The following is a 21,489-nucleotide window of genomic DNA, read 5'->3' as shown; positions in this document are numbered from 1 at the left end:
CTGGATGAGACGCAGCGAAATCGGGGTTACGGTTAAATCGGAACCCCGATTAATATTCAACTGTAGGAGTAGGATCTATTGAATTATCTCCTTTATTCACTAGGGGCTCCCTTTCCTCACCAGAAGAGAAAAGACGGTCGCGTTCAAGTTTAGGCTGCTCAAGAAGCTCCTTACAAAACTTATCATATGATTCCTCATCAAATTCTAATGCCTTTTTTTCCTCAGGTTTAAATAGTGCATCCACGAGCATCTGCGTCGCAATTGCTAACGCTATTGCAGCAATAAGTACAGGTATAATACCAAGCCCTCCCAGAGGTATAGCCACTACACTTGCCAAAACAACAACAGGAACTAAAGCTTCAATCATAATACGTCGTGCTAAATTCACTGATTGATAAATCATCATCTGCTTCTGATATTCTGTTTCTGCCTGAAGTTGCCTGATTTCAAGATAAAGAAGTTTTTTCTCGTCATCTTTTTTTAAATTTGGCTTTCTTAATAGGACCAGTAACTCTTTTACTTTGGCATCATGATCCTGCTTATGCTCTTGCATTGTTTTATAGGTTTTATAAAGCTCAATGCCACCTTTGATTGCATTATTAATAATAGTAAATGCAAGACATGCTGCCGCGCCAACAATCACCATGATACCTAATACTGGAGCTGATATAGGCATAAATGGCGCAGTTAAGACTAAAAAAGCCAACATAAGACCAACAGCATAGGCAATATTATTGATTAAGGATACTTTTTGCAGTTGCCAATCTCTGTAGCACTTTAACTTTTCTCGTTCCAAGGTGCGAATTTGTATCTCAATTTGGCGTTTTTCCTGTCGTTCACTGTCTCGAAGCTCCCTATCTTTTATATCTTTAAAAACTTGAAGTTGTTTTCCTAACCGTTCAAGATCTTCATCATATTGCAGCATGGCCTTATGATATTTTATTCTTTGCTCCTCAAATTCCCATGCCGTCATGGCGATATCAAAAACTAAAAGAACAAGAGTGACAACATCTCCTGCAGTACCCAACGCACCTTTTCCGTTAAGCCAGAAGAAGCAAAACAAATTAGCCGTTCCCCAAATAAAATCATTCAATAAAGCAAATTTTCTTTGTGCGAATTGGGTGAGAAAACGTTCTTCCGGAGGTATTTTTGCTTCCTCCTCACTCATCCATGAACCTTTTATGGTATGTTTGAGCAATAAACCCAACTCCAGGAAAAAACGTGCATAATATAAAGTCCAGCTCAAATTTCCCGTGAAAGGATCCGGAGTTTTCATGGCTTCGGGCCCTTGTCCCGCATACATATAATCAGGCAGCAAGCCAACTACTGTTTTTAAAAAAGATGAACCCCAAACCCAATAAAGTCGACCTTCATTGATTTTACCCATGTACTCTTTAATGGTCTTGGTTGTACCCCCAGGTAAATCAACCATATCCTTAGCCAATAATTGCCCAAGGGGAATGCCCAAATATTTTACTGGTTTTGCTTCATGGGTCTCTGCATAATGCATCCTGATTCGTTGTTGATATTCAGAATCCAAGCGCATAAGAAGTTCTGAGCATCGTTTAATATGTTGATTATAAGTGTTTACGTTTTCAGTTTTCTGATATTCTATTTCGTGTCGTTTTTGTGCCAGCAAAAGCAACAGAGTAATTCTCAGATTAAAGATCAACTCTTCTTTTCGTTCTGGAATATGCTCTATATATGGGAGCATAGCTCTGTCTGTATTAGCCAGTATCCCTAAATAAAAATTCAATGAAGGAAGAAAATCATTGCTACGACGCTCAGTATAAGCACGGTTTGTTAATTTCCGTATATAATCCAGCTCCTCACCTCTTGCCCGTTTGTAGGTGCCAGAGCATGAGCTCTTTAGGCTACTATAAGCATTTATCTGTTTAATATATTCAGCATACGCCGACTCGTATTGAGTATATTCCTCAAGATATTTAAGGTATTCAGGATCTGTTCTCTGTTTCTTTGCTTTTGACTGCTCCAATTCATCAGATTCTTCAAACGCCACAGGCTCCGGGGGCTCTTGGGGTTTCTCAGGCTCCTTGGGAAGTTCCAACTTACGAATACGATTACCTTTTTTATCTCCATAATAAAGTGTATTTTCATAGAGAAAGACTACATCATTATTTTCTCTATCTTCTGTAAAAAATTTAGGAAGTTCAGCAAATGTTGTTGGCAGAAAATCAAGCTGAATAAGGCCACATTCAGTGCGGTTGTACTGTAGCAAGTCCTCGAAGCTCAAATCAGCAAATTTCTTGTCATCTTTAAATGCATCTCTAAGAAAGGATTGCAGAACTGCGCTACTCGTTGCCATAATGTCACCTCTGTGCTTATGAATTTCGGCGACTAATTCATTTAATCACAGTAAAAAAATTAATATGTTCTTTTTTATAACATAGCACTAATTTTAAAAACAAGATGTGCATTCGTTGATTTACACTATTGAAACTAAAATTTGCATAAAATAATAAATAGGAATAAGAGCTTAAGCTTACCTTAAGGAAACAAAGGTTTTCCGTCATATATTCTCTGGGAGCCGCCGCAGCCCTATCCTATAAATATTTTTAAGCACCCTGTTAGGAAAGCTCGCGCGCGTAGATGTCATCAAAGCGTTTAATATCATCCTCGCCTAAATACGCACCACTTTGAACTTCAATAACATAAAGTGGTTCATTGCCTGGATTACTTAAACGATGAAGCGTATTTTGTGCGATGTACGTTGATTGATTTACCGATAAATAAATCGTTTGCGTGTCATTAATTACTTCTGCCTTTCCAGAAACAACAACCCAATGTTCGGCCCGATGTTGATGCATTTGTAAGGACAAACGAGCACCAGGTTTTACCATGAGTCGTTTTACTTTAAAAGAAGCCCCCTCAGCCAAAACTTCATAATATCCCCAAGGACGAGACACGCGTTGGTGATCTTGGGTCAATTGATGATGATCTTTATTTAAAGAACTCACTAAATCTTTAACGTGTTGTGAATATTGCTTGTCCGCCACCAACACAGCATCTTGGGTAGCAACAATGATTTGATCTTGTACTCCTATTGCAGTCACTAAAATGTCGGTGCTGTGGATCAGGCAATTAGAACTCTGCTGTGCAATCACTTTTCCAGTAACCGTGTTGCCGTCTTGATCGGGTGTATTTGCATCCGCTACTGCAGACCAACACCCTAAATCGCTCCACTGCATGGAAACAGGTATAACCGCAGCTTTATTCGTCTTTTCCATAATTGCATAATCAATGGATTCGGCCTCGCAACGAGAAAAGCATTCTAAATCAAGACGTAAAAAATCATGGTGATGTTGTGCTTTTAAAACGGCTTGCTGACTAAAATAATGAATGTCTGGCTGATATTCGACCAACTCCTGAAGGTATACGCCAGCCCGGCAAACAAACATACCGCTATTCCAAAAATAATTTCCATTGGCAATAAATTCTTTTGCTTGCTCAAGTGCCGGTTTTTCTCTGAAACGTAAAACCTGCTGTACTCTATCAGTTAATGGCAACCCTGCTTCTATATAACCATATCCAGTTTTAGGGCTGTCCGGCTGGATACCAAAAGTAATTAAAGCCTGATGCTCTGCAGCAAATTGCGTTCCCAGTAACATTGCTTCTTGCCATGCTACATCATCAGCGATCCAATGATCTGATGGAAGTACCAACATGACTGCATCAGGACCGGCGATTTGCGATAAATAATGAGCAGCACAAGCAATTGCTGGAGCTGTATTGCGGGCACAAGGCTCCAGCAGATAAGTCATTGAATGAGTTAAATGATTTAATTGCTCCTGACAAAGAAAATAATGCGCATCATTACTTACAATAAGGGCATGAGTATTTATCAGATTCTGTGCTCTTTGCACAGTTTGTTGCAAAAGGGACAGTTCACCATTTAAAGCCAAGAATTGCTTCGGATAATTTTTACGAGATAAAGGCCATAAACGAGTTCCAGAACCGCCTGCAAGGATAACGGGATAAAGAGTAGTCGTCATAAAGTTCCATGTTATGGCATAATGCGCGCATTCTAGCAGCATTTTAAACCTAAAAAAAGCTAACTACCCAAGAAGTCTGGGCAATTATAATCGCCCACGTCCTACAGATTGTCCGCAGGATCCAGAGCTCTAGACTCAGAGCAAGATTCCTGGATCTGCGGACAAGCCGCAGAACGTAGCCAGCAGTTCTTACCCGGACTTATTTAAGAAGTTACAAAAATGAGTAAATTTGGAGAATTATAGATCATGAAAAAAGCGGTAGTCCTATTATCTGGCGGCCTAGATTCAACTACTTGCCTGGCTTTGGCTCGCTCAAAAGGCTTTTCCTGCTACACAATCAGCTTTTCTTATGGACAAAGGCATTCAGCTGAGTTGCTCGCTGCACAACGCATTGCTCAGTATTATAATGTTGCGACACATCACATTGTCACCTTAGATACTGCATTATTTCGTAATTCAGCTTTGACAGATTCTAATATAGAAGTACCATCTTTTCAGGGGGGCTCTGACATTCCAGTTACTTATGTGCCTGCACGCAATACTATTTTCCTTGCTATGGCCTTAGGTTTCGCAGAATCTATAGGAGCAAGAGAGATTTTTATCGGTGCAAGCTCTGTTGATTATTCTCATTATCCTGATTGCCGCCCTGAATTTATCCAATCATTTCAAAATTTAGCCAATTTGGCAACTAAAGCAGGGATAAGCGGTGATCAATTCACCATCCATGCACCCTTACAACATTTAAGCAAGATAGAAACGATCCAATTGGGGGTGAGTTTGGGTGTAGATTACAGCTTAACTGTTTCATGTTATCAGGCAAATGATGCAGGTGAAGCATGTGGTCAATGTGATAGTTGTACTTTTAGAAAGCGCGGCTTTCTTGGTGCTGGAATTGATGATCCTACTTTATATCGCCGTTCCGATCATTGACAAAATGACAGGGGAATTATCATTAAATTGTGTAGTTCCCTTTCCTCTACAATATGCTCAAACCTCTTTCTGATCAAAAATAAACCTTAAGGTTTTATTAATATAAATCTTGTTCATTTATTACACTATTCACGCAAAAAAATCAAATATTTTTACACTTTTGTTACAACAAATTGAGCATTTTTGATTCACATGTAGCAAAATCATTGCTATTATTTGCCCTGATTTATAACCTTGGAGTAACACATGAAATTTAAAGAAGTTATGAGTACGATTGCGTACCTCCCCGCGAATGCTTTCACAGGTCTGTCTAATCTATTATTAGGTTCTACTGTAAAAGAAAAAGGTAGAGACGGCGTAGAAAGAGTTAAAACAGATCTCAATGGTAAACCTGTAACAACACCTGGTTTAGTAGGTTATATAGCTGACGGTATTAAAATTGTTAGCCGTTCAACTGCTGATTTCCTCTCTAACCATAAAAAAGCAATCGCTACTGCTGCATGGCTTTCTCTACTTGCTGCCGGCGCAGTTGCACTTACTTTATTCTTGTGGCCTGCTGCTCTAACTGCAGTTGCTACTTTCTCAATCGCCGGTCTTTCTATTGCTGCAATTGCTGGCGCTAGCACCATTGCACAAATCGGTCTTGCTGCTGCATTAACTGCTGCTGCTGTTTCTGTAGCAACTTACGTAGCTGCTGCTGCTGGTAACGCAATTAACTGGCTTGCTGAATGCTGCAAGGGTCTTCGTAGCAAGAGCCAAAAAAGCAGAGTTGAAATACTGCACGATGAAGAAGAAGATGATGAACACAGTTTGGGTAAAGGTACTGGTTTAGACCAAACTATTTTTACTACTACCAGCAACCCATACACGACCTTAACTTCAACTAAGCGTTCAGAAGTAAGCTCAGAGAAGCGCTCATCAGGCACTGTAGTTACTCTGAAACGTGATGAAGACGTACCTCAATTCTCATCTCCTTTGAGCACAACTGTTACTAAGAAGAAAGATGAAGAAGAAGTTGTTCATAAAGACACACTCTCTTTGAGCAACAGCCAATAATCTGTATTAAAGTAGGAATGCAAAACGCGGCGCATGCCGCGTTTTTTATTTCTAATGAATTACTTACACGGCGTAACCCCAAAGGAATGAAATAAACACCAAACGATAGGCCTACATTTTAGAATTTTCTTTTTTATGCAATGGCACTACGATTTGCTCCATAACATAACTCAGTTACCTACAGCATTTATGGCTCACATGCGTTATAATCTGTCATTTTCATACAAGCAGGTACTGAATTAATGGCGAAACAACGTAAAATGCTGGTCACCAGCGCCTTACCTTACGCAAATGGACATTTACATCTTGGACATTTAGTAGAGCATATTCAAACGGATATTTGGGTACGTACCCACAAAATGTCTGGAATCGATTGCATCAGTATCTGTGGTGACGATGCGCATGGCACCCCGATTATGTTAAAAGCAGAACAAATAGGGATTACTCCAGAAGCCTTAACTGCCGAAATAAAGCAAAGCCATGAACATGACTTCAAAGCGTTTGCGATCGATTATGACTGTTATCATACGACCCACTCTCCGGAAAACCAGGCCTTAGCTGCAGGCATTTACGAGTCATTGCAAGCAAATGGTTCTATTATTAAAAGAACCATACGGCAAGCTTATGATCCCGTAAAACAAATGTTTTTACCTGATCGCTACGTCAAAGGAACATGTCCCAAATGTAGTGCTCACGATCAATATGGGGATAACTGTGAGGTCTGTGGTGCAACCTACTCACCTACGGATTTGATTGATGCGGTATCCGCTATTTCAGGAGCCAAACCTATAGAAAAAGATTCAGAGCATTACTTCTTTGATCTGCCCCGTTATGAGTCGCTTTTAAAAGAATGGACCCGTAGCGGACATTTGCAAGCTGAAGTAGCGAATAAGCTGGATGAGTGGTTTGCCGCAGGATTAAAACAATGGGATATCTCGCGTGATGCCCCTTATTTTGGATTTCCCATTCCTGGGACTACAGACAAATACTTCTATGTCTGGCTTGATGCCCCTATAGGTTATATGGCCAGTTTTAAAAAATACTGCGATGAACAAGGCATTTCTTTTGCAGAATTTTGGGATAAAGACTCTACCACTGAGTTATACCATTTCGTTGGTAAAGACATTGTTTACTTCCATGCTTTGTTTTGGCCTGCCATGCTTGCTGCTAGCGGCCATCGCATGCCTACAGCCGTGTACACCCATGGCTTTTTAACCGTTGATGGTCAGAAAATGTCAAAATCACGTGGCACTTTTCTTGAAGCACGGACTTATCTGGAGCATCTGCATCCCGAATACCTCCGTTATTATTTTGCCGCCAAACTAAACGGTCGCGTTGATGATTTGGATTTAAATTTTGATGATTTCATCAACAGGATCAATGCAGATCTCGTGGGTAAGGTAGTCAATATTGCCAGTCGTTGTGCCGGTTTTATCAATAAGCGATTTGATAACCGTTTAAGTAGCAGCTTAAGTGATCCACAATTGTATGCAGAACTACTTGATGTGCGCGCTGAAGTGATTGAATCTTTTATTTCTCGTGATTATGCACGCGCTATTCGCCAGATTATGGATTGCGCCGATAAAGTGAATCAGTATATAGATACCCATAAACCCTGGGTATTAGCAAAAGAAGAAGGACGCTTAGCCGAAGTCCAGGCTATTTGTACCATGGGAATTAATTTATTTCGGATCTTAATCACTTATTTAAAACCCGTATTGCCTTTGATGGCAAAAGCCTCTGAAGATTTTTTAAATTGCGAACCCCTTAACTGGGAATCAATTAATCAGCCTTTGCTCAATCATCATCTCAATACCTTCCAGCCTTTAATGGTTCGTGTTGAAAAGGAAAAAATACAAGCCATGCTGGAGCAATCCAAACAGGTGTACCATGGCCTCAGTTAAAGAAATTGATGCGCTTTTGCCACAAACTCAATGTGGCGAATGCGATTACCCTGGCTGCTTGCCCTATGCCGAAGCTTTGGCTCAAGGGGCAGCTCCAATTAATAAATGCCCTCCCGGAGGAGTTACTACCGTCAAAGCATTAGGTGCTTTACTCAATATTGATCCTGCCCCTTATTTGCAGAGTGCACGCACGAATACCCGGGCACCCTCTGTTGCGGTCATTCGTGAAGCAGAATGTATTGGGTGCACCAAATGCATCAAAGCCTGCCCGGTAGATGCAATTATTGGCAGTGGTAAATTAATGCATGCGGTTATCAACCATGAATGTACCGGTTGTGGCTTGTGTGTTGCTCCATGTCCAGTAGATTGTATTGAGATGGTTACTTTACCGGATATACACTATGATAAAGACATAGCACGCACGCGCTTTAATGCCAAACAAACACGTTTATTACGTGAGGAACATGAAAAACAACAGGCTTATAGAGAAAAGCGCCAACTTGCATTGAAAACAGATAAGACTCAAGACTTACAAGCCAAGCAAAACTATATTCAACAAGCATTGGCACGTGTAAAAGCGAAAAAAACTCATGAATAAAAAGCAGCGCCATGAAATTTTTGTGCGTTTTCGTGAACAAAATCCACATCCAACTACGGAGTTGGTTTACCATTCTCCTTTTGAATTATTAATTGCTGTCATTCTTTCAGCACAAGCAACTGATGTTGGCGTAAATAAAGCAACAGCCAAGTTATTTCCAGTAGCGAACACCCCCCAGGGTATTCTTGAATTGGGCTTGGAAAAACTTAAAGATTATATAAAATCTATAGGTCTTTATAATAGCAAGGCACAAAATATTATGAAAACCTGTGCGTTGCTGGTCAAAAAGTACAACGGGAAAGTACCCGATCAACGTAATGACTTGGAATCTTTGCCGGGAGTAGGCCGTAAAACAGCTAATGTAATCCTGAATACAGCTTTTGGCGAACCTACAGTGGCTGTAGATACTCATATATTCAGGGTATCTAATCGTACTGGCCTTGCTAAAGGAAAAACTCCTTTAGAAGTAGAAAAAGCACTCATAAAAAATATTGAAGCTAAATTTCTAAAAGATGCGCATCACTGGCTTGTTTTACATGGACGGTATGTATGCACTGCACGCCGTCCTCAATGTAAAACGTGCATCATTCAGGATCTTTGTGAGTACCCTGATAAAAACCTATAAAAAAGAAGTATGTAGAAGATTCAGTTTGTTACCTCAAACTGTATTCAGAAATATTTGTTATGGATAACAACTATGAAAGAGCGGAAGAAAAATGCCTTTATAAATTTTATCTTATTAAAATTTTATCGCTTCTTATCAAAAGAAGATAAGGTAATCAAAAGAACTTATTTATACGATTTTGAGCAAATGACCCAAGAGATACAACCTGGGGATGTACTCTTAGTAGAAAGCCACACACGGATGGGGAATATTATCCGGCTTATTTCCGAGAGTACCTGGACTCATGCTGCTTTGTACATTGGTCGCATTGAAGACATCACCAATCCCTCATTACGCGAGGTCGTTCAAAAACAGACACAGAATTTCACCTCAACGCAGTTTATTATAGAAAGCATACTGGGTGAAGGAACTCAGATTTCCAGTGTGGATGAATATAAAAATGACCACATACGTATTTTGCGGCCCTCTTCTCTTTTGCCGGAAGATAGAGAAAAAGTGATTGCTGCAGCGATTAATAAAATTGGTAAAAACTACAGCTTGCGACATCTTTTTGATCTGGCACGATTTATTTTTCCCTGGAGTTTCTTTCCTCGTAGATGGCGATCCTCACTATTCCAGCATAATGCATTACAACCAACAGAGGACATATGTTCTTCGATGATTGCCAATGTATTTCAATCCGTAAATTATCCTATTTTGCCTGTGATTAAAAAAGATAAAACGGGCTATACATTAATTCAAAGAAATCCTAGTCTTTACACACCAAGTGATTTTGATCTTTCACCTTTTTTCGATGTAATTAAATATCCTATTTTACCGCTTAAAAAAGGACAAACCTATCGTGATTTACCGTGGAAAAAGCAATTTATTAGCGATGATATCGGCATAGTCGAATTGAAAGACGAAAAATAACCCACTTTGTCTTATTCAGATAAAAATTTTAATAGAATCGTAGCAACATGTAATCTTCCTGGGCTTCATGAGAAAAAGACTAGCATTTCTAATTTTTTACTCATACAATAAAATTTCGTTGTTGCAGGGAGGGCAATACTATGAACTGGTGGACTTCTGTAGTTGATGGAACCAAGTCACTTGGTGATGGAGCAACATGGCTTTGGAATAACGCCATAAAACAAACCGCAGGCTACGCTGCAAATACAGCGTTTTATGTAGCCGAACAAATCTTAGCCTTACGCGAGGCAGTTCCTGCAGTAGTTACTCCTCCAGTGATGAAAATCGTCAATGGAGCGGGAAATATACTTTTTTATGATGTTCTGCCAGTCGCCGCAGTACATTTCGCAAATAATAGCATTCAAAATTATTTGCGCCCAACAGACCCAACAGCAATGTTGACGTCCTATGCAGTTCTACCTACCTTGACTTTAATGAATTACGCAGTATGGGGATTTACGTACAGGCAGGTACCTAAATTAATGGCACATACTTTAGCGCTTGATGCATTAGGTTCCTCCGCTTTTAACGAGCATAAAAAAAAGCTCAACCCACCTCCCCCAACACTCTGTGGAGAAAAAGAGGAGGATTGTAATTTCAAACGAAAATTTAAAGGGTCACTGCGCGAGCCCTTAGTATTGGCCTTTAATGATCTCGTGCTTTGGGGAATTAGTAGATCTCTTCCCTACGGGGAGCAAATCGCATGGATATTAGCCATCTATTTTTATGGGGAATACATTACACGCATGGCAACGCCAGAACGCTGTGAGCGGCATAAGGCCATGAAATCTGAATCCATATTGTCTTTGGGTTTAGCTTATACTGGAACCTCGTACTTGATGGATTATGCCTTTGAGTCCACTGTAGGCACACCGCCATATCTTTACCTTAGAACATTGCGTCACTTATTACTTTTAGCACACATTAATGTCGCATCGCACATGTCTTTGCCGTTGGTCCGATCGGCAAAAGATAAAATTCCTGTCGATCCTTTAGTGCTTTATGATCGCACCAAACGTTTTGCTGTTGATGTTGTATTTGCAGGACTGATGCAAAGAATACCCATTGATTTTAAACCGCCTCCAGGTGCAAAACCATTTATTCCTTTATCAACTGTTTTCAAGTTCCTAACCAGAGTACTTGAAAGTGATTTGGAGCAAGTTAAACCTGCGCCGCCTGGTTTTTTTAAGAAAACAACAAAGTATCTGCTGCCCAGTATGTTTCATAGCCCCAAAAATGCAGTTAATGATCCAGTAATTAAGGAATTTTGGCCTGACATCCGCACTGATTTGCTCTATATTATAGAAATCGTTGAAGCGGCAAAACCAGTTAAAACCCTAACAACGGCGCCTACGGCAATCGCATCTACGGTCAAATATACGCTCCCAGTCGTATTAAACTACCGCTTTGGTTTGCCCATAAAGCTATCCGAGTTTCTTTTATCGTTGAGCAAAAAAGAAGATTTTTGGGATTTTGTTATGGCACTTAAATTATGGATAGAGCGAAATAATGTATCTCATGAGATACTCTTGACTAAAGGAACACCTAATGTAGGCTTGCATGAAACAGACAGAATTATTGAACTTCCTCCAGAACCTCAAGTCAAAGTTTTACCTCCAGCAAATGAGTTAAAAACATCACGAACTTCCACAGTGATTGAAGCCAAAAAGTTAATCCCTCAAAAAACGTTACCCTTAATATCAGCAAATAGTTTATTTTCTACCAAACAGCGCCCTACGCTCGGAAACAATCCACCGCTCAAAAAAACGGAACTTGGGTCATCATCTACCATAGAGGAACTGTCTTCATCATTTGAATACAGTTAGTAAGTTAAGGGGATCGAAGGAATGTATGTAGCTGTCTTGATTCTTTTGATCACCTTAATTGGAATTGCCGTTCGCAGAATGACACGAATTATCATTCCAATTTGGCTTATTACCACTGCAGGCGCTGCAGCTGCGCTATTATTGAAACAAATCACCCCAGTTCGTGCAATTGCAGCAATTGAACCGGATGTGATGCTTTATTTGTTCGGTGTTTTTCTCATCGCGCAAGCGGCAGAAGACAGCGGCTATTTAGAACAACTCACTGACAAAATGTTCTATCACGCGCACAATGGGAAACAGGCCTTGGTCATTATTATATTCATCCTTGGGTTAAGCACTTCCTTACTCATGAATGATACAATTGCAATCATAGGTACGCCCATTATCATTCAATTGTGCCAATTACATAAAAAACTAATCAAACCTTTAATTTTTGCACTGGCATTTTCAATCACCATCGGCAGTACCTTCAGTCCTATCGGTAATCCCCAAAACTTATTAATTGCAGTCAAAGCAGAGATGCCATCACCTTTTTTCCAATTTATAAGATTGCTGGCGATACCCACATTAATAAATCTTGCCATTACTTATCTATTCATATGTTTTGTTTATAAAAAAACCTTAAACGAACCCATTGAAAAACCTACTCCTTCGCCTGTACATGATCACCATACAGTAATACTAGTTAAACTGAGCTTAATGATTTTATGTCTTTTAATCATTCTTAAAATAGTTTTCGATTGCATGCAATCATCCATTCACTTAAATTTCAGCCATATAGCACTTGTCTCATCGTTACCTATTTTACTCAGTAAACAGCGAAGAAAGTTCATCAAACGCTTGGATTGGAGTACTTTGATTTTTTTTGCAAGTATTTTTATCCTGATGCAAAGTGTGTGGGATAGTGGTTTTTTTCAAACCAGCATCAATCATTTTCATCTTTCGATTGCCCATGTCCCTACTATTTTGATAATCAGTATTATTCTGAGTCAATTTATATCTAATGTTCCTATGGTGGCTTTATATTTACCGCTTCTCATGCAACATTCTGTTTCTGATTCAAGTTTATTAGCCCTAGCAGCAGGAAGTACTATTGCTGGAAATTTATCGATTTTAGGGGCAGCAAGTAACGTCATTATTATTCAAAACTGTGAGAAACACCGTGTTAGAGGTTTTGATTTTTTTGAATTTATAAAAATTGGAGCCCCGCTCACCCTCATGAATGTTTTGATCTATGCATGTTTTCTTTAAATCAGTACATAGTCTAAAAATTACTCAGGATTTTCCGCAACTACTTGCCATATTAAATGCAATAGTGTTATATTTACGCGCGAATTAGTTCATTACAAGGCAATTATTGGCAAATCAAAGTTATGGAAATCCTAAGCATATGAATCAATCATTGCCTTCACAGCAGTCCTGTTTTTTATTTCTGACTGTAAGCGTTATTACCTCCCTTATCTTATTAATTAATGTATCGTTCAAAATCGTTCTCATAGAAGGGCTGATGTTCTCTGTGAACTGTTTGATCTGCCCATTAATTGCAGGTTTGTATTTATTAGCATTAAGAAATTGCACCATTAAAGAACAAAGACATTTGCTGAATATCTCTTTACTGGCCTTATATGTATTTTGTATTGGCGTATATATACTCATAAACTTACCCGCAGCCGAATACATGCATAACAATCCTGTTTACCAGATTATTTTTGAAGACATCCCGAAAAAATTCTTTGCAACTACTATTGCTTTTGCACTGAGTTTCTATCTACCGCATCTATTATTTTATCCTAAAACCACTAAAGTTTTACCTTCACCAAAACAATGTATGCTGCTTGCATTGTTAGGAGGCCTCAGCTTTTTTGGATTGGATTTTTTTCTCTTATTTTCAGGGGTTCATCTTCATAGCTTCAAACACATTTTTATTGATTCATTCATGATCGCTTCCATCATACTGCTCATTATTGGTGTATTCTATCTAACCTTTTTACTGAAATACCAGAATTTGCCTATTATCTCAGACCTCGAGCGAGATAGGGAAGCACTTCCCTTATACCATTACTTTATTTGCGTTGCGATCGTCATAATGCTCATTTGTTTAGCTTGCGAATACAGAATAGTAACGATTATTAATAAATATATGGTGCTATCAGCCAGCTCATTATTTTTTCCCGTTACTTTATTGATTAGTACAATACTCGGTGAACTGTGGGGTTATCGAGTCAATCTAAAGTTATGCCTAATCCTTATTGCCACTCAATTCACTTTTGATATTTTGCTTATAGGGATCGTTGCTTTGCCATCGCCAACGTTTTTTAATTTGAATCCTTTTTACAACTACATTATGTTAAAAAGGCTGCCTACTGCTTCTCTGACATTATTTGTTGCCTTCATCAGTAATGCTTTGCTATTACATCACTTAAAGAACTCAAAGTGGGGCTTACACCGACCATTACGTATCTTAATTGCTAATTTTTGTTCTAATTCCTTATTGTGTTTAATTGACTACAGTTTACTATTCGGTGGCATTTATCCTTACGATCAAATTATTAGTTTGGTAGCTAATGTTTGGCATTACAAATTATTTATGACAATGGTTTTTCTACCTTTAATTCTATGGTTCTGTGCCTATATGGAAAAAAACAAAGCATCGACTTTACAGTATGATTGAGTGCTCTAATTTTCTGCAACCCGTCTTCCCTGCGTAGGGATGACAGTTCTTTAGACATCACTGTAGACGGTAGAATACGTATTTTCCTAGTTAAATTTTGTGGGGAACTCCTCGGGAACAAGTCGCGAGACCGTAATGATCAGGATAAATATCTTGCTGTTCTGGAAATATATTTGAATCCTGGTGAAAAGTCAGATTTGAGCTCAGGTTGAACCTGAGCCAAATATGGCTTTTCAGTCATACAGCGTAAAAGTTTATGATTCCTTTTTCACTGGCCGCTTCCAACCATAGACGGTTTTTTGTCTTGATTCAGTAAGGGTCAATTCACCAGGAGGAACATCTTTGCGAATAGTACTGCCTGCTCCTATAGTTGCATAAGCACCTACAGTCACCGGGGCAACGAATTGGGTGTCTGAACCGACAAAAACACCATCTTCAATGACGGTTTTATGTTTATTAACTCCGTCATAATTGCAAGTAATGGTGCCTGCTCCTACATTAACCTCTTTCCCCAAACTCACATCACCCAAATAACTTAAATGACTGGCTTTGGAACCTTCATCAAATATAGCTTTTTTGGTTTCAACAAAATTACCTATCTTACAATGTGCAGCTAATTCAGTGCCTGCTCTTAATCGAGCAAAAGGACCAATAGTACAATTATTTGCTATGTTGCAACCTTCCAAGACACTGTTGGCATAAATCGAACACCCAGCATCCATACTTACATCAGTAAGTATGCAATTAGGTCCTATAGAGCAACCATCCCCAAGAATTACCTTTCCTTTAAACACACAATTCACATCAATAAATACGTCTTTACCGCAGATTAACTCACCGCGTACATCAAAACGATTTGCATCAGCTATAGTTACTCCCTGTTGCAATAATTTTTCAGCATGTCGTACTTGCCATATTCGTTCTAATTGCTGCAACTGCAATCGGTTATTTACACCTTGAATTTCTGCGCTATCTTTTACACTCAGTGTTCTAATTGGTGTTTGACTGGCAACAGCTAAGGCAATAATTTCAGTAAGATAGTACTCAGATTGAGCATTATCATTACCCAAATTGGGCAGCCACTTTTCTAAATCATCAGAAATGGCACAACAAATCCCTGAATAAATTTCTTTTATATTCTTTTCTTGCTCATTTGCATCTTTTTCTTCTACAATGATGGAAACTTCACCTTGGTTGTCTCTAACAATACGTCCAAGACCGCTAGGATCTTCAAGATGGGCAACTAAGAGTGACAAAATGGATTGATGAGCGTTTGCTGTATTGCTGCGCGCAATTAAAGCGCGTAGCGTATCTGCTTGAATAAGCGGTACATCAGCAGATAGAACAAGTACTTGTGTTTTTGGTGGAATAAAAGGTAAAGCCTGCATTACAGCATGACCTGTACCTAGTTGTTCTGCCTGATGTACCCAATGCACAGGTAAGTCAGGGAGTGAGTTCTTAAGTTGTTCACCACCATGACCGTATATAACATGGATTACATCAGGATTTAGTTGCTGTGCGGTTTCCACTACACGAGTTAACATGGGCTTCCCTGCAATTTGGTGAAGTACTTTAGGAGTACTGGAATACATCCGTTTGCCCTGACCTGCAGCTAAAATAATAATTTGTAAATTCATGGAGTTATGAGTTCCTAAGTTAAAGATTTTCAATAAAACAATCTGCCTCAATATTAAATAGGTAAAAGAGGTATGATAACTAAATTACAGTTCAAGGAGTAGAGCTATGCCATCAATATTAGTGAGAACAGTGAAAGCACTTATAGATCGCGTTTTGAATAAATCAATAGAAGATTCGATTGCCGATGATAACGGGATGTTTTATGGATATTTTCGCGATACGAAACACTCCGAACAACAAAGAGGCCTAACCCGTACCCTGCAAAAATGCATTTCAGATTTTGCAACGGAAGACACAGATAAAAATAATTTAGCGACGATAAAAGAGCAGATCAGTAAAATAGACACTGCGGTGGAACTTTTGCGCGCAAAAAAATCGTGGAAAAGAGGTGGTTTGAATGACACCTTAAGTGAACTTAATTCCAGTATAGACCGATTTTATCGGTCACTTAATGAGAGAGCATTTAGTTTTATCGATGTAGCTGATGATGATGATCCGTTTAACTTACTCTGTGCTCATGCAGCTTATTACCTGGGTGAACACATTATTTGCCCTCCTGGAGAAGGCATGCTTGCTAAAATATACGAAACCGTTTCCAATACTATTAGTCATTCTACAGCAATAGAAATCAGAGCTAAAAAAGAAGAGTGTCTGATGAAACACATTCTCAAATGTAAGGAAAAACTAGACGGTTTAGATAAGGAAAAACCTAATTACAAAGAGTTACGTAAGACTTTTGTTATTGAAGCAATAGACGCAATTCAAAGAGAGAATGCCGGGATTTGTGAAGAGTCAAAACCGATTGACTCCATACCTGTACAAGTAACCTTGATTGCAGTGGCTAAAGTTAAAGCACCTACCATAAAGCCCAGCAGAGGACGGTTAAAAGTCGCTATGGACAATGCGCTTGAAGAAATTAAAGAACGATGTCCATCAGTAAGTGAAGAAGCAAAAACCTCATTAACCGTTTAACTCTTTGTATACTCATCCGCAATAATCTTGCAAAGAACCCCCGGAATTCGAAACCAAATAAAAATGTTTCAATCCGGGTCCACGCGTGGCATTCAGTCTTCAAATTCGCGATTACGCAGTCAATTCCCCACAAAGATCAGTTTCCATCAATCTTTTTATTTCGGAAATGTCTAACCGTTTACTGAGCAAATACAGTAGCTTGCAATGTGCTGCTTCAGGGGTCATGTCATGGCCGCTAATCAGTCCTGCTTTTTTTAAGGAATGCCCCGTAGCGTATTGACTCATTTCCACCCCGCCCTGTTGGCATTGAGTGCAGTTAATAATGATCACACCGCGCGCACAAGCATCTTTAAGCAGTTTTAAAAAACGAGGGTCATTATTTTGCGCATTGCCTGCGCCATATGTTTCTAAGATCAAACCACATAAGGGTTGATTTAAAATATAAGCTAAAACATCGGTAGCAAACCCAGGGAATAACCTAAAATTGGCAATAAATTGAGGTTCGATCGTTTGTAAGTGAAATGACTTCCGCGACTGTTTGAGCAAAAGATTTTTCTGTACCTTAATATCTATTCCTATCGCTGCTAAACGTGGATAATTCGGCGAATCAAATGCTTTAAATCCTTGCGAACTAATCTTTTGTGTCCGATTACCACGTAATAAATGTTGATTAAAGTAAATGCATACCTCATGTATGGGCTGATTTGCACAAAGCCATAATGAAGTAACCACATTATCTATCGCATCATTACGTACTTCCGATAAAGGAATTTGGGAACCTGTAATAATTACTGGTTTACTTAAATTTTCCAGCATAAAGGATAAAGCCGATGCTGTATATGCCATGGTATCAGTACCATGAAAAACAACAAAACCATCAAAATTCGCATAGTCATCCGCTATATCCCTGGCTATTCGGTTCCAGTCGTATACGGTCATATTGGATGAGTCAAGCAAAGGACTGTATTCTTTTACCGAATACTCAGGCATGTCTTTATGTTTGAGCAAAGGTATTTGTTCCAATGCAGTTTCCACATAACCTGCAGCAGGTTCATAACCATTTTCTGTTTTAATACAACTGATGGTACCGCCAGTATTAATAATTAAAATTCTCTTTTTCATAGGATTATAAATTAGACTATTTTTCTCAATTATATAACTAAATGATTTGAAATAGGGTAGTACTTTTAATGAGTGAAAAAAGGTGTCCCGATGCTGCAAACAAAGTCTAGAAAAAGAAGATAAGTCAGTTTTTATTGAGTAGTTATCTTTTTTCAATAATAATTACAGATTTAATTGCCAAGGTCTCGCTGTTTATGGAAAAATCAGGCTATTAGAAGTTTAATCTAAACAGTGACATCATGGTAATTGATCGTGCCGGTTATCGGTTGAATGTAGGTATTGTCCTAGTCAACTCACAAAACAGAGTTTTTTGGGGTAGAAGAACTGGTCATGATGCTTGGCAATTTCCGCAAGGCGGATTGGCTGCTGGTGAAACATCATTAGAAGCAATGTTTCGGGAATTGCATGAAGAAGTAGGATTGAATAAGGAAGATGTAGAAGTTATTGGTTCTACCAAGCGCTGGCTTAAATACAGACTCCCTAAACAATATCTGCGTCATGGCAGTGAACCTTTAGTAATAGGACAAAAACAAAAATGGTTTTTATTAAAGCTCATTACCAGTGAGCAAAAAGTTAAACTGGATCTAAGTGACTCTCCAGAATTTGATAGCTGGCGTTGGGTTGATTTTCATGAGCCAGAAGGACAGGTGATCTTTTTTAAACGTCAAGTTTATATGCAAGCGTTAAAAGAACTGGAACCTATGTTGAAAAAAAATCGTCGTACACCTTACGGCATTAAACGAAAAAAGAGGTAATATAAGCGTAGATGCTCAAAGTACTTAAACGGATAGTTCAAGAAGTCACTGCAGCCAAGCAGCTCTCAGAAGCACTTGGCATTCTGGTGCACCAAATTAATAAAGCCATTAATGCAGAGGCCGCTTCCGTTTACCTCATCGATACCAAACATGCTGAATATGTTCTTATTGCAACCGAAGGTTTAAACAAGCAAGCACAATTCCGAGTTCGTATTTCCTTTGATAGTGGTCTAGTAGGTCTTGTCGGCCGACGCGAAGAACCTATTAATCTAGAAGATGCTCCCGCCCATCCCGATTTTTATCATAATCCCTTATTGGGAGAAGAACGTTTTAAAGCATTTTTAGGTGTCCCTATTATTCAACATCGAAAGATCTATGGCGTTCTCATTGTTCAGCAAACAGAACAACGTTACTTCGATGATACAGAAGAATCTTTTTTAATTACCTTAGCCGCCCAACTTGGCGGAATTATCGCTCATGCTGAAGCAACAGGAGAGCTGGCTGAACTAACCCAACCCAAACCTATGGGTGTTACCAAAAAAGTTGAAGCTGGTACCACCGCCCTGGCAGGAATAGGCTCTGTTCCAGGTATTGGAATAGGTACCGCTGTGGTTGTATATCCTCAGGCAGATATTGATGCAGTTCCACAAAATCCTGTAGAGACTTTGGATGAGGAAATTAATGCATTTTATGAAGCTCTGGAATCCACTAGAGATGACATGCACCGTTTAAGTAGACGCATGAAATCCGTTGTTGCAGAAGAAGAGCATGCGCTATTTGATGTGTATTTACGCATTCTTGATAAAGACAGTTTGGGTACTGAAGTAGAGCGGGTAATTCGTAAAGAAAAAATTGGAGCGCAAGCTGCTTTAGCAGCGGTTATTAAAAAACACATCGCTCAGTTTGAAAGTATGGAGGATTCATACCTCCGGGAACGAGCCAGTGATTTTCGTGATTTGGGACGCCGTGTTTTAGCAGCGTTACAATGGTCACAACAAGAAGAAATTGTTTATCCCAAAAGAACAGTTTTAGTTGGAGAAGAAGTAACCGCTGCAGCATTAGCAGAAGTTCCTGAAGGATGCCTGGCTGGAGTTATATCAGCCAAAGGTTCCAATAACTCGCATGTTGCCATTTTAGCACGTGCGTTGGGTGTGCCTACAGTTATGGGCGTTCGTGGTTTAAAATTAGATTTGATTTCCCGCCGCGCCATTATTGTTGATGGGTATTATGGACAAGTTTATATTTCCCCATCAAAATCAGTACTTGCAGAATTCAAGCTTCTGGAGCAAGAAGAGCAGGCATTGAACCAGAGTCTGGTTAGTTTACGGGATAAACCTGCAGAAACTGTTGACAACTATAAGGTTTCTTTACAAGTGAACACCGGTTTAGCTATGGATGCAGGCTTATCCATGAGTGTCGGTGCAGAAGGTGTTGGCTTATACCGCTCAGAAGTCCCTTTTATGAGTCGTGATCATTTTCCTTCAGAAGATGAACAAACGATTATTTATCGACAAACACTGAAAGCCTTTGCCCCACACCCTGTGACTATGCGAACCCTTGATATTGGTGGTGATAAGGTACTGCCCTATTTTCCTGTTGCAGAAGATAACCCCTATTTGGGATGGCGAGGAATTCGTGTCACACTGGATCATCCCGATGTATTCCTGATGCAAATCCGTGCGATGATGCGTGCAAGCGAAGAATTGAATAATTTGCGAATTATGTTGCCTATGGTCACCAATTTAAGTGAAGTCGAGGAAGCTTCCTACCTTATTGATCAAGCATTCACTGAATTACTAGAAGAAGGTTGTGCCATTGAAAAACCAAAGTTAGGGGTTATGATCGAAGTGCCCGCAGCAGCTTATTTAGCACGTGAAATCGCCAAACGTGTTGATTTTATCTCTGTAGGCAGCAATGACCTGACCCAATATTTTCTGGCCGTAGATAGGAATAACGCACGCGTTGCGGGTCTTTACGACGCCATGCATCCTGCCATGTTGCGTGTTTTACTAAAAGTAGTTGAAGGAGGCCATGCAGCAGGAGTAGAAGTGAGTATTTGTGGCGAAATGGCCAGTGATCCTTTAGCTGTTATTTTGTTAATTGCCATGGGCTTTGATACCTTAAGCATGAACTCTTCGAGTTTACCGCGAGTAAAATGGGTTATTCGTAATTTCTCTATTGCGACTGCCCGCAAAATTCTTGCCGAGGTTCTGGAATTTGAACACCCCGCCCAAATACGTTTTCATTTACAAAAAGCTCTAGAGGAAGAAGGATTGGGTAGTCTCATTAGGGCTGGAAAGTCTCTATGAATAGAAGACTGATTGAAAATTGTAGCCTGGGTGCAACGCAGCGAAACCCGGGAGTTTTGAGCTCAGTTAGTCCCGGGTTCCGCTGCGTTGCACCCAGGCTACGTTCTATCGATGATTAC

General features: G+C 39.5%; 16 protein-coding genes. 12 read left to right on the top strand and 4 right to left on the bottom strand.

The genetic code is table 11. The annotated features are described in order from the left end of the window. Positions 1 to 49 precede the first annotated feature (49 nt). On the bottom strand, positions 50 to 2,326 hold the full coding sequence (locus DY223_RS00805) for an AAA family ATPase (protein WP_058458320.1): 2,277 nt from the start codon (positions 2,324 to 2,326) through the stop codon (positions 50 to 52). Between the two features lie 262 nt (positions 2,327 to 2,588). Beyond that, a complete protein-coding gene (locus DY223_RS00800) occupies positions 2,589 to 4,013 on the bottom strand; it encodes a mannose-1-phosphate guanylyltransferase/mannose-6-phosphate isomerase (RefSeq protein WP_058458319.1) in 1,425 nt (474 codons plus the stop codon). 246 nt (positions 4,014 to 4,259) lie between these two features. Here DY223_RS00800 and queC point away from each other — a divergent pair, with 246 nt between their 5' ends. The 9 genes from queC to DY223_RS00755 all read left to right on the top strand — a co-directional run bounded on the left by queC (position 4,260) and on the right by DY223_RS00755 (position 14,574). Next, positions 4,260 to 4,943, top strand: coding sequence for a 7-cyano-7-deazaguanine synthase QueC (gene queC, locus DY223_RS00795; protein ID WP_058458318.1), 684 nt, complete (start codon positions 4,260 to 4,262; stop codon positions 4,941 to 4,943). A 246-nt stretch (positions 4,944 to 5,189) separates the two neighbouring features. Continuing rightward, on the top strand, positions 5,190 to 5,999 hold the full coding sequence (locus tag DY223_RS00790; protein WP_058458317.1) for a hypothetical protein: 810 nt from the start codon (positions 5,190 to 5,192) through the stop codon (positions 5,997 to 5,999). A 242-nt stretch (positions 6,000 to 6,241) separates the two neighbouring features. Next, complete coding sequence (gene metG, locus DY223_RS00785; RefSeq protein ID WP_058458316.1) at positions 6,242 to 7,903, top strand: methionine--tRNA ligase; 1,662 nt, start codon at positions 6,242 to 6,244, stop codon at positions 7,901 to 7,903. Then, positions 7,890 to 8,501, top strand: coding sequence for an RnfABCDGE type electron transport complex subunit B (locus tag DY223_RS00780; RefSeq protein ID WP_058458315.1), 612 nt, complete (start codon positions 7,890 to 7,892; stop codon positions 8,499 to 8,501). Before metG ends, DY223_RS00780 begins: the two co-directional genes overlap by 14 nt. Further along, positions 8,494 to 9,126 (top strand): endonuclease III, encoded by a 633-nt coding sequence (nth, locus tag DY223_RS00775; RefSeq protein ID WP_058458314.1) that lies wholly within the window; start codon positions 8,494 to 8,496, stop codon positions 9,124 to 9,126. The genes DY223_RS00780 and nth overlap by 8 nt, the downstream gene beginning before the upstream one ends. 72 nt (positions 9,127 to 9,198) lie before the next feature. Beyond that, on the top strand, positions 9,199 to 10,038 hold the full coding sequence (locus DY223_RS00770; protein WP_058458313.1) for a YiiX/YebB-like N1pC/P60 family cysteine hydrolase: 840 nt from the start codon (positions 9,199 to 9,201) through the stop codon (positions 10,036 to 10,038). 140 nt (positions 10,039 to 10,178) lie between these two features. Beyond that, positions 10,179 to 11,903 carry a hypothetical protein gene (locus DY223_RS00765; RefSeq protein ID WP_058458312.1) on the top strand — a complete coding sequence of 575 codons (1,725 nt, stop codon included), beginning with the start codon at positions 10,179 to 10,181 and terminating at the stop codon, positions 11,901 to 11,903. A 21-nt stretch (positions 11,904 to 11,924) separates the two neighbouring features. After that, positions 11,925 to 13,154: an SLC13 family permease gene (locus DY223_RS00760; protein WP_058458311.1), complete on the top strand. Its 1,230-nt coding sequence runs from the start codon at positions 11,925 to 11,927 to the stop codon at positions 13,152 to 13,154. Between the two features lie 139 nt (positions 13,155 to 13,293). Next, a complete protein-coding gene (locus DY223_RS00755; RefSeq protein WP_058458310.1) occupies positions 13,294 to 14,574 on the top strand; it encodes a VUT family protein in 1,281 nt (426 codons plus the stop codon). Positions 14,575 to 14,828: 254 nt separating this feature from the next. Here DY223_RS00755 and glmU read toward each other — a convergent pair whose 3' ends face one another. Then, positions 14,829 to 16,211, bottom strand: coding sequence for a bifunctional UDP-N-acetylglucosamine diphosphorylase/glucosamine-1-phosphate N-acetyltransferase GlmU (gene glmU / locus DY223_RS00750; protein ID WP_058458309.1), 1,383 nt, complete (start codon positions 16,209 to 16,211; stop codon positions 14,829 to 14,831). Between the two features lie 106 nt (positions 16,212 to 16,317). Here glmU and DY223_RS00745 point away from each other — a divergent pair, with 106 nt between their 5' ends. Continuing rightward, positions 16,318 to 17,184: a hypothetical protein gene (locus DY223_RS00745; RefSeq protein WP_058458308.1), complete on the top strand. Its 867-nt coding sequence runs from the start codon at positions 16,318 to 16,320 to the stop codon at positions 17,182 to 17,184. Between the two features lie 111 nt (positions 17,185 to 17,295). Here the strand turns inward: DY223_RS00745 and ansA are convergent, their stop codons facing one another. Then, entirely contained in the window at positions 17,296 to 18,306 is a 1,011-nt protein-coding gene (ansA, locus tag DY223_RS00740; protein WP_058458307.1) for an asparaginase, read from the bottom strand. Between the two features lie 239 nt (positions 18,307 to 18,545). Between ansA and DY223_RS00735 the strand changes: the two genes are divergently transcribed. Together DY223_RS00735 and ptsP are read left to right on the top strand one after the other, a co-directional pair. Continuing rightward, positions 18,546 to 19,061: an RNA pyrophosphohydrolase gene (locus DY223_RS00735; RefSeq protein ID WP_058458306.1), complete on the top strand. Its 516-nt coding sequence runs from the start codon at positions 18,546 to 18,548 to the stop codon at positions 19,059 to 19,061. Between the two features lie 11 nt (positions 19,062 to 19,072). Next, complete coding sequence (ptsP, locus tag DY223_RS00730; RefSeq protein ID WP_058458305.1) at positions 19,073 to 21,370, top strand: phosphoenolpyruvate--protein phosphotransferase; 2,298 nt, start codon at positions 19,073 to 19,075, stop codon at positions 21,368 to 21,370. Positions 21,371 to 21,489: the final 119 nt, after the last annotated feature.

Source organism: Legionella bozemanae, from assembly GCF_900450575.1.
Classification (GTDB): Bacteria; Pseudomonadota; Gammaproteobacteria; order Legionellales; family Legionellaceae; genus Legionella; species Legionella bozemanae.
The sequence above is the reverse complement of the archived record's forward strand: the minus strand, read 5'-3'. Positions and strand labels throughout refer to the sequence as shown.